Source organism: Streptomyces sp. NBRC 110611, assembly GCF_001590865.1.
Classification (GTDB): Bacteria; Actinomycetota; Actinomycetes; order Streptomycetales; family Streptomycetaceae; genus Streptomyces.
In genome coordinates, this window is sequence record NZ_BBUY01000004.1 from 119,606 (window position 1) to 128,881 (window position 9,276).

Sequence of the window (9,276 nt, forward strand, 5' to 3'; positions counted from 1 at the left end):
ATGGACAACGCCCGCCGCTACACCCGGGAGCGCCAGACGGCGCTCGCCCTCCAGCGCAGCCTGCTGCCGCAGAGCTCCCCCGCCCAGGACGCCGTACGGGTCGCCTCCGCCTACCGTCCCGCCAACGAGCTCGGCGACATCGGCGGCGACTGGTTCGACGTCATCGCGCTGTCCGGCGCACGGGTGGCCCTGGTCGTCGGCGAGGTCACCGGCCACGGCATCGACGCCGTCGGGCACCCGCCACCCGCCACCCGGCACCCGCCACCCGGCACCGGTGCTACGCCGGCCGTCGCAGCACCAGCAGACTCCGGTCGGTCAGTGTCAGCCGGTCGCCGGCCTTGACCCGGGTGCCGCCGCCGTCCGCCGCCGCCCGCGGCCGGTCGGTGTCCACCACCACCTGCCACTGCCGGCCCAGGTGCTCGGGTACCAGGAACTCCTTCTCCTGGTCGTGGGCGTTGAACAGCAGCAGGAACGAGTCGTCGGTGACCGGTTCACCGCGCGGCCCCGGCTCGGAGATCGAGCTGCCGTTGAGGAAGACCGTCAGCGATTTGGCATGCACCGACTGCCAGTCGCGCGGCCCCATCTCCCGCCCGCCGGCCGTGAACCAGGCGATGTCGGACAGCTCGTCGCCGGCGCCCTCCGCGGGGTGGCCCTGGAAGAACCGCCGCCGCCGGAAGACCGGGTGGTCGCGCCGAAGCCACACCATGCGCCGGACGAACTCCAGCAGCTCCAGCGCCTCCCCGTCCGGGCCCCCGGCGTCGTCCGACGAGGGGCTGTCGTCCCGGTCGCCGGGCTCCGGCCAGCGCACCCACGACAGCTCGTTGTCCTGGCAGTACGCGTTGTTGTTGCCGCCCTGACTGCGCCCGAACTCGTCCCCGTGGCTGAGCATCGGCACGCCCTGCGACACCATCAGCGTGGCGATGAGGTTCCGCATCTGGCGGGCCCGCAGCCGGCGTACCGAGGGGTCGTCGGTCGGCCCCTCGGCGCCGCAGTTCCAGGACCGGTTGTAGCGCTCCCCGTCCCGGTTGTCCTCGCCGTTGGCCTCGTTGTGCTTGTCGTTGTACGAGACCAGGTCGCGCAGGGTGAAGCCGTCGTGGCAGGTCACGAAGTTCACCGAGGCCAGCGGCCGCCGTCCGTCCTCCTGGTAGAGGTCCGAGGAGCCGGCCAGCCGGGAACCGAACTCCGCGAGGGTGCGCGGTTCGCCCCGCCACAGGTCCCGCACGGTGTCCCGGTACTTCCCGTTCCACTCGGTCCACAGCGGCGGGAAGTTGCCCACCTGGTAGCCGCCCTCACCGACGTCCCACGGCTCGGCGATCAGCTTCACCTGGCTGACGACCGGGTCCTGGTGCACCAGGTCGAAGAACGACGACAGCCGGTCCACCTCGTGGAACTGCCGGGCCAGCGTCGCCGCCAGATCGAAGCGGAAGCCGTCCACCCGCATCTCCTGTACCCAGTAGCGCAGCGAGTCCATCACCAGCTGCAGCACGTGCGGGCTGCGCATCAGCAGCGAGTTCCCGGTGCCGGTGGTGTCCACGTAGTACTGCCGGTCCTCCGACAGCCGGTAGTAGGAGGCGTTGTCCAGCCCCCGGAACGACAGCGTCGGGCCGAGGTGACTGCCCTCGGCCGTGTGGTTGTAGACGACATCGAGGATCACCTCGATACCGGCCTGGTGCAGGGCCCGCACCGCGGTCTTGAACTCCAGTACCTGCTGCCCGCGGTCGCCCCAGGACGCATAGGCGTTGTGCGGGGCGAAGAACCCGATGGTGTTGTAGCCCCAGTAGTTCGTCAGCCCGGCGTCCACCAGCCGGTGGTCCTGGACGAACTGGTGCACCGGCATCAGCTCCAGGGCGGTCACGCCCAGCTTCGTCAGATGGCCGATGACCGCCGGATGCGCCAGCGCCGCGTAGGTGCCGCGCAGCTCCTCGGGGAGCTCCGGATGGCGCATCGTCAGGCCCTTCACATGGGCCTCGTAGAGCACCGTCTCGTGGTACGCGGTGCGCGGCGGGCGGTCGTCGCCCCAGTCGAAGTACGGATTGACCACCACCGACGCCATGGTGTGCGGCGCGGAGTCCAGGTCGTTGCGTACCTCGGGGCGGCCGAAGCGGTAGCCGTAGACCGCCTCGTCCCAGTCGATCACGCCGCTCATGGCCCGTGCGTACGGGTCGAGGAGCAGCTTGGCGGAGTTGCAGCGGTGTCCGCGCTGCGGCTCGTACGGGCCGTGTACCCGGAAGCCGTAACGCTGCCCCGGCATCACCCCCGGCAGGTAGGCGTGCCGCACAAAGGCGTCGCTCTCCCGCAGCTCGACGGCGGTCTCCGAACCGTCGTCGTGCAGCAGACACAGTTCGATGCGGTTCGCGGCTTCGGAGAACACCGCGAAGTTGGTGCCCGCCCCGTCGTAGGTGGCACCCAGCGGATACATCTGTCCCGGCCAGACCTGCATGCCTAGACTCTTCCACTTTCTCCCCACTTTCTCGCCGGGAGCCGCGGCGACTCCACGACACACGTCCCACTGGTGGATGCCGGAGCGTGAACGTGACGGAGCGTGACATCCGTGGGTGGGTCCCGGCTGACGCGTCGCGGCCTCACGCGACCTCTCACGGCCTCTCGCGACCTCGCGCGCCCTCATGCGACCTCGCACGATCTCTTGCGATCTCCTGGGTCAACGTACGGCCGCCGGGACACCCCATCGCGTGCTCCGGCTGGTGCCGCGGGGTGTCACGGCTATGAATCCGCTCACTCCGACCGCACTGCGCGGTCACAACCGACACTATGAATAAGGGGAGTTGGTAGATGAGTCGACCCTTCCTGCTGCACCGCCTCCCGCACCGCAGTAGTCTGCCTTGATCGTTGGGCACGGGGTTCGGAAGGCGGTGGCAGGTGAGCGGCGGGCTGGAGTTGCCCCCTGGTGGCGAGAGTCACGAAGGGCATGAAAGCGGCTCCGTCGACGCACCGCCCGGCACGGTGTCCCTGGCGCGGCCACTGGAGATCGGGGCGGAACTGGACTGGGGCGCGGACGCCTGGCGGGAGGTGCGCACCCGCGCCCGCCGGGCCGGCCGGGCCTACATCTGGCTGAACCTCGTCGAGCAGCGGCTGCGGGCCGTGGTCGCGGCCGTCCTGCGGCCCGTCTACGAGCCGGTGCACGGCGACGAATGGGTGATCGCCGCGGCCGGACCCGCCGGGCAGGAGTGGGTCCAGCGCGCGGTCGCGGTACGCGAGGTCAGCCGCCGCAAGGGGTACCTCCTCGACCCCGCGGACGACAACATCGTCAGCTTTCTGACGCTGCCGCAACTCCGCGAACTGATGGTCCAGCACTGGCCCTGCTTCGAGCCGTACTTCGACGACCGCCGCGAGGTCGAGCTGGCTCTCGACGAGCTGGAGGTCGCCCGGAACATCGTCTCCCGCAATCGGGCGCTGTCCGAGACCGTCCTCGCCCAGGCCGAGCGGGCCTCCGCCCGCCTCCTGGACATCCTTGGCTCCGGTATCGGCACCAGGATCTCCGGGCGGCTGCCCATCGACGCGGTGGAGGACCTGGTCGGCGACCGCTACGCCGATGTCATCGGCGTGCACCCCGACCGGGTGCGGCTCCAGCGGCAGCTCCCCGCCGAGGATCTCTTCGGCGGCGCCCGGCGCCTCGACGCCGTCGGCATAGGCCTGAACCTCCTCGTCCAGAACTACTCCGGACGCCGCCTGGTCCGGCTCGCCGAATCGGGCTGCCGGGTCCGGCTGCTCTTCCTCAACCCCGCCAGCAGCGCGGTCCGCCGACGGGAGCGTGAAATCGGCCTCAAGAAGGGCGAGATGAGCCGCTCCATCGAGATGAACATCCTCCATATGCGGCGGGTACGGTCCCGGCTGCATGACCCCGGAGCCTTCGAGATCCAGGTCTTCGACGAGACCCCGCGCTTCACCGCGTACCTCGTCGACGGCGACGGCCCCGACGGGATAGCCGTCGTCCAGCCCTATCTCCGCAAGAGCCGGGGTATGGAGTCGCCGGTCCTGGTCCTGCGCGGCGGGGTACGTGACGTCGTCCGGCAGGATGCGCGGGACGGGCGCGACGGCGATCACGGTCTCTTCGAGACCTATCGGGAGGAATTCGAGAGTATTTGGGCGGATTCACGGCCTGTTTCCTGAACTTTCCCGAACCTTCCTACACTTTCCGGCAATTTCCCGAATTTTTCCGAACTGTCCTGATGTGGCGGGCGGCCCGGGGGATTGTCAGTGGGGCGTGCGAGAGTGGGTGGGCAACGGGGGATGTACCACCGAAGGAGGCGGCATGAGCTGGCATCAGGAGCTTTTGGTCAGCTTTGACCTGGAGACCACGGGCACGGACGTCGAGCGGGACCGCATCGTCACCGCCGCCCTGATCCGGCTGGAGGGGGACGGCCGGGCGGCCGGGAAGCGGACCTGGCTGCTCGATCCCGGTGTGCCGATCCCCGAGGAAGCGGCGGCCATTCATGGCTTTTCGACCGCATATGTCCGAGAGCACGGGTCTGTGCCGGCCACCGCGATAGCGGAGATCACCGAGGCGCTCGCCGATGCTCTGCGCGCGGACATCCCGCTGGTGGTGATGAACGCCCGGTACGACCTCTCCCTCCTGGACCGCGAGTGCCGGCGTCATGGCGTCCCGACCCTGACGGAGCGGCTGGGGCGCGCCCCCGCGCCGGTCATCGACCCGCTCGTTCTCGACAAGCATGTGGACCGGTACCGCAAGGGCAAGCGCGCCCTGCAGGCGCTGTGCGGCCACTACGACGTCCGGCTGGACGGGGCACACGAGGCGGGTGCGGACGCAGCCGCCGCAGCCGGTGTCGCCCGGCGCATCGGGGAACGGTATCCGGCTGTGACCATCCCCTCTCCGCGTGCGCTGCACGAGCTCCAGGAGCAGGCCGCCGCCGAACAGGCCGCGTCGTTCCAGGCGTACTTGCGCCGCTCGGGCAACCCTCAGGCGATAGTCGAGCCGGCCTGGCCGCTGATCCCGTACCAGCCCGGCACCTGACGGGCGCGGGGAGCGCTGCCCGGCGTCAGAAGGGGTACCACCGTACCGTCGCGTCCTTCTCGCGGAGCGAGGCGATCCGGCGCCGGAACTCCTTGAGCGCCGCCGGGTTTCCGGGCGCGTGCTGGGAGACCCAGGCGCAGCTCGCCGTCTCCCGGGATCCGCGGAGCACCGCGCAGCCTTCCCAGTCCCGTACGTCCCAGCCGTAGACGGAGACGAAGGTGTCGTACGCGTCCGCGGCCAGGCCGTAGCGGTCCCGGCTCAGCGCCATCACGACCAGATCGTGTTCGCGCAGGTCGGAGGAGAAGGTCTCCAGGTCGACCAGCACCGGCCCGTCGGGTCCGACATGGACGTTGCGGGCCAGCGCGTCACCGTGGATGGGGCCGCGCGGCAGATGCGGTTCCAGTGCGGTGGCGGCCGCCGCGAAGGCGTCCCGCCGGCCACGCAGATACTCCGCGTCCGGTGCCGACACGGCGTCGCCTGCCAGCCTCAGCCAGCGCTCGACGCCGTCCAGCAGCTCACGCCGGGGCAGCGCGAACGGCGGCTCCGGCAGGGCGTGGACGAGCTTCAGCAGCTCGGCGAGGTCGCGCGGCCCGGCCGGGCGGACGGCCTCCGGCAGCCGCTGCCAGTACGTCACGGGGTGCCCGTCGACCAGTGTGGCCACCGGCTCCGCGACCCGTACGGCCGGTACGCCCTCGGCCGCCAGCCACTGCGCCACGCCCAGTTCCCGTTCGGCGCGCTCCAGGAGTTCGGCGCTGCGGCCCACCCGTACGACCGGACCGCCGTCGCCGAGGGCGAAGACGGCGTTCTCGCCGAGCGAGAGCAGCCGGGCATCGGCCGCCGCATCCGGCCGCCCGGCCGCGGCCAGGACATCCCGGGCGCGCGCCTCCGTGAAGGGAGCGGGGCTCGGTTCGGTCATGGTGCTGCCTCCTGCGGTGGGCCGACCCGACCAGTGTCGCAGGTCGCCGACGCTGCCACGGCGGAGAGACCCGTCACGGAACACGGCATCCGGCCGGGACCTCGACCGCTGTGACGGCCGTCATAGCGATGACGCGGGCGGCCAGGGAGCGGGCGAGCGCGACGACATCGGGGGAGCGGGCGGCGGCGCGGTGTCACCTGGCCGCTGAAGGATCCGGTCGCTGCGCGCCGGCCCCGCCCGGTCGGTCCGAGGTTATCCGGATGTGAGGGCAAGATCGCGCCCCCGGGCTATCGGCGCTGAACTGCGCGGTTCTGTCCGGCTGTCCGAATGGCGGACGGATCCTGACGGCCGGTCAGGCAGGGGGGCAATTCTCAAATCGCCGCGAATAACGAGCATTTGCGTCGGGGGTGGCGCGCGAGGGTGGCGACGAGCGGTCGTGGAGTTCATCGGATCCGCCCGCTGTTCAGTGCGGCTTGTGACCCTCTGTTTCCTGTGTGTAAACGGAGTTGAACAGTTCACCACCGACCTGACGCTCTTTTGACCATTTCTGCGGGGCTTTTGGAATTTCGCAGCGTTGTTGTTTATGTCACACGCCTGGGTGCCCCTTGAATTGAACCCATCAATCAGACAGGGTTTCGAGCCAGCCCGACGTGGATTCTCCTTCGTCCACGGGCTGTTGGCGTACTGCCTTCCCCCCACACCACAATCGAGGAGAAACCCTCGCATGAGTCACAAGCGTTCCAGCAAGAAGCGGCTCGTCACGGCCATAGCGGCCGCTGTCGCCGCCACTGGTATCGCCGCTGTCACCGCCGTCACCGCGGGCGCGTCACCCGCCCCGGCCGAGGGCAAGATCTACGGAGCCGAAGCCAAGGGTGCCGTGGACGGCAGCTACATCGTCATGCTCAAGAAGTCGATCCGTACGGCGCAGAGCGGTGACCTGGCCTCCAAGTACGGTGGTGAGGTCAAGCGGACCTTCTCTTCCGCGATCAACGGTTTCTCGACGACCGGTATGAGCAGCGAAGAGGCCAAGCGCCTCGCCGCCGACCCGGCCGTCGACAAGGTCGTCCAGAACAAGAAGTTCCACATCACTGCCACCCAGGACAACCCGCCGTCGTGGGGTCTGGACCGGGTCGACCAGGCGGACACCCAGGGCGACAAGAAGTACAACTACCCCGACGGCGCGGGCGATGGTGTCACCGCGTACGTCATCGACACCGGTGTGCACATCAGCCACAAGGACTTCGGCGGTCGCGCGTCGTTCGGCTTCAACGCCGTCGACGGCAGCGACAAGGCCGAGGACGACAACGGTCACGGCACCCACGTCGCGGGCACCATCGCCGGTGACGCGCACGGCATCGCGAAGAAGACCAAGATCGTGGCCGTCAAGGTGCTGGACGCCCAGGGGTCCGGCAGCACCGAGCAGGTCGTCGCGGGTATCGACTGGGTCACCAAGAACCACAAGGGTCCCTCGGTCGCCAACCTGTCCCTCGGCGGCGCCGGTGTCGACGAGGCCCTCGACGCGGCCGTGAAGAAGTCCATCGACGCCGGCGTCACCTACGGTGTGGCGGCGGGCAACGAGTCCAGCGACGCCGGCCAGAGCTCCCCGGCGCGCGTGCCGGAGGCCATCACGGTGGCCTCCAGCACCGACCAGGACCAGCAGTCCGACTTCTCCAACTACGGCAGCGTCGTGGACCTCTATGCTCCCGGCTCCGACATCACCTCGGCGTGGAACACCGGTGACGACGCCACCAAGACCATCTCCGGTACCTCCATGGCCACCCCGCACGTCGTCGGCGCCGCCGCGCTCTACCTGGCGAACCACAAGGACGCCGCGCCCGCCGACGTGGAGAAGGCGCTGACCGACGGGGCCACCCCCGACAAGATCAGCAACCCGAGCCAGGGTACGCCCAACAAGCTGCTGAAGGTCGTCGAGTAGCCACCACTCACCCCTCAGCTCCCGACGCCGGTCGTCGCGCTCGCCCCCACGGTGCGCGGCGGCCGGCGTTCGTGTGTACCGCCCGGTTGGTACACGTGCACCGCCCAGGTCGTGCACGTGTGCCACCCCCGGCCCGTGTATGTGTACCGCCCGATCCGCGAGTAGACACTGTCTACGAGGACTGGTAGACAGTGTCTATGCCCAAGAGTGAACGCGTACGGGCCGGGGTGTCCGCACCTGACGGCACACAAGGCCCGGGCCTGCGCGCCCGTTTGGTCCAGGCGGGCGTCGGCCTCGTCGCCGAGGAGGGTGCGCAGGCGCTGTCGCTGCGCGAGATCGCCCGCCGCGCCGGGGTGTCGCACGGGGCTCCGCGCCGCTACTTCCCCAGCCACCTGGACCTGCTGTCCGCCATCGCACGCCAGGGCTTCGCCGAGCTGGCCGCGCAGGTCGCCGACGTGACCGACGCCGGCCAGACGAGCCCGCGGGCTCAGCTGACGGCGCTCGGCCGGTGCTACCTCGACTTCGCGCGGGACCACCGCGGCATGTACGAGCTGATGTTCCGGCATGACCTGCTGGAGAGCGGTCGACTGGGGCTGCGGGAGACCAGTCTGCCGCTCTTCCGCGTACTGGTGGATCTGGTCGCCCGAGTGTGCCCGCCGTCCGGCGGGGAACCGCGGGTGGTCGCGGGCGCCCTGTGGGGGAACCTGCACGGCATCGCCCAGCTGTGGGGCTGGGGCAGTCTTCCGCTCGCGACGGGGGTCAAGGACGTCGACCCGCTGCTCCGTGCCGCACTGGACGCCCACCTCGGGCCGGAGAAGCGATGACCGGCCTGCGCCGCCACCGGCGCCTGACGCTGGCCGGCAGCATCACCGGTGCCGTGATCGTCGCCCTGGACGGCACCGTGCTGACAGTCGCTCAGCCCGCCCTGCGGCGGGATCTGCATGCCTCGGTCGGTCAGGTCCAGTGGACCAGCACCGGCTACCTCATCGCCGTGGCCGGCCTGCTGGTCTTCGCCGGGCGGCTCGGCGACCGGTACGGCCATCAACGGGTCTTCGCCCTCGGGAGCCTGGGTTTCGGTGCCGCCTCGGCCGGGATCGGCCTGGCGCCCGGCATCGGCTGGGTGATCGCACTGCGCGTCGCCCAGGGAATCTTCGGCGCGCTGCTGCAGCCCGCCACACTCGGGATGCTGCGCACCGCGTACCCGCCCGACCGGCTCGGTATGCCCATCGCCGTGCGCACCAGCGCGATCGGCCTGGCCGCCGCCGCGGGCCCGGTCGTCGGCGGTGCCCTCACCGCCCACTGGGGCTGGCGGGCCGTGTTCTTCCTGAACGTGGTGCCCGCGCTGGTGATCGGCGGACTGGCGCTGACCGTACGTGTACCGGCGCCCGCCGAGACCGTACGCGTACCGGCGCCCGCCGACGGTACGGCGGGGGG

At 70.3% G+C, this 9,276-nt stretch carries 8 protein-coding genes; 6 read left to right on the forward strand and 2 right to left on the reverse strand.

Translation table 11 applies throughout. The features are described 5' to 3' along the window. Window positions 1–342 (forward strand): PP2C family protein-serine/threonine phosphatase (locus AZE13_RS11405; RefSeq protein WP_066929772.1); only part of this gene is annotated, 342 nt, incomplete at its 5' end. Here the strand turns inward: AZE13_RS11405 and glgX are convergent. Then, on the reverse strand, window positions 278–2,440 hold the full coding sequence (glgX, locus tag AZE13_RS11410; RefSeq protein WP_066929774.1) for a glycogen debranching protein GlgX: 2,163 nt from the start codon (window positions 2,438–2,440) through the stop codon (window positions 278–280). The genes AZE13_RS11405 and glgX overlap by 65 nt on opposite strands. Window positions 2,441–2,877: 437 nt before the next feature. Between glgX and AZE13_RS11415 the strand changes: the two genes are divergently transcribed. Together AZE13_RS11415 and AZE13_RS11420 are read left to right on the forward strand one after the other, a co-directional pair. Then, window positions 2,878–4,128, forward strand: coding sequence for an SAV2148 family HEPN domain-containing protein (locus AZE13_RS11415; protein WP_066929776.1), 1,251 nt, complete (start codon window positions 2,878–2,880; stop codon window positions 4,126–4,128). Window positions 4,129–4,270: 142 nt separating this feature from the next. Beyond that, window positions 4,271–4,990, forward strand: coding sequence for an exonuclease domain-containing protein (locus AZE13_RS11420; protein ID WP_066929779.1), 720 nt, complete (start codon window positions 4,271–4,273; stop codon window positions 4,988–4,990). Window positions 4,991–5,015: 25 nt separating this feature from the next. Here the strand turns inward: AZE13_RS11420 and AZE13_RS11425 are convergent, their stop codons facing one another. Further along, window positions 5,016–5,906, reverse strand: a complete 891-nt coding sequence (locus AZE13_RS11425) for an aminoglycoside phosphotransferase family protein (RefSeq protein ID WP_066929781.1) — start codon at window positions 5,904–5,906, stop codon at window positions 5,016–5,018. Window positions 5,907–6,630: 724 nt separating this feature from the next. On the opposite strand from AZE13_RS11425, the gene AZE13_RS11430 reads away from it, so the two are divergent. The 3 genes from AZE13_RS11430 to AZE13_RS11440 all read left to right on the forward strand — a co-directional run. After that, on the forward strand, window positions 6,631–7,842 hold the full coding sequence (locus AZE13_RS11430; RefSeq protein WP_066929783.1) for a S8 family peptidase: 1,212 nt from the start codon (window positions 6,631–6,633) through the stop codon (window positions 7,840–7,842). A gap of 197 nt (window positions 7,843–8,039) precedes the next feature. Beyond that, window positions 8,040–8,666, forward strand: coding sequence for a TetR/AcrR family transcriptional regulator (locus tag AZE13_RS11435; protein ID WP_066929785.1), 627 nt, complete (start codon window positions 8,040–8,042; stop codon window positions 8,664–8,666). Beyond that, window positions 8,663–9,276: MFS transporter (locus AZE13_RS11440; protein ID WP_147264657.1), on the forward strand; the 614-nt coding region annotated here is incomplete at its 3' end. The genes AZE13_RS11435 and AZE13_RS11440, both read left to right, overlap by 4 nt.

Bases quoted from the DNA above. Each gene is read 5' to 3' on its own strand.
- glgX (WP_066929774.1), bottom strand. From the start codon at position 2,440: ATGCAGGTCTGGCCGGGACAGATGTATCCGCTGGGTGCCACCTACGAC.
- AZE13_RS11420 (WP_066929779.1), top strand. From the start codon at position 4,271: ATGAGCTGGCATCAGGAGCTTTTGGTCAGCTTTGACCTGGAGACCACG.
- AZE13_RS11425 (WP_066929781.1), bottom strand. From the start codon at position 5,906: ATGACCGAACCGAGCCCCGCTCCCTTCACGGAGGCGCGCGCCCGGGAT.
- AZE13_RS11430 (WP_066929783.1), top strand. From the start codon at position 6,631: ATGAGTCACAAGCGTTCCAGCAAGAAGCGGCTCGTCACGGCCATAGCG.
- AZE13_RS11435 (WP_066929785.1), top strand. From the start codon at position 8,040: ATGCCCAAGAGTGAACGCGTACGGGCCGGGGTGTCCGCACCTGACGGC.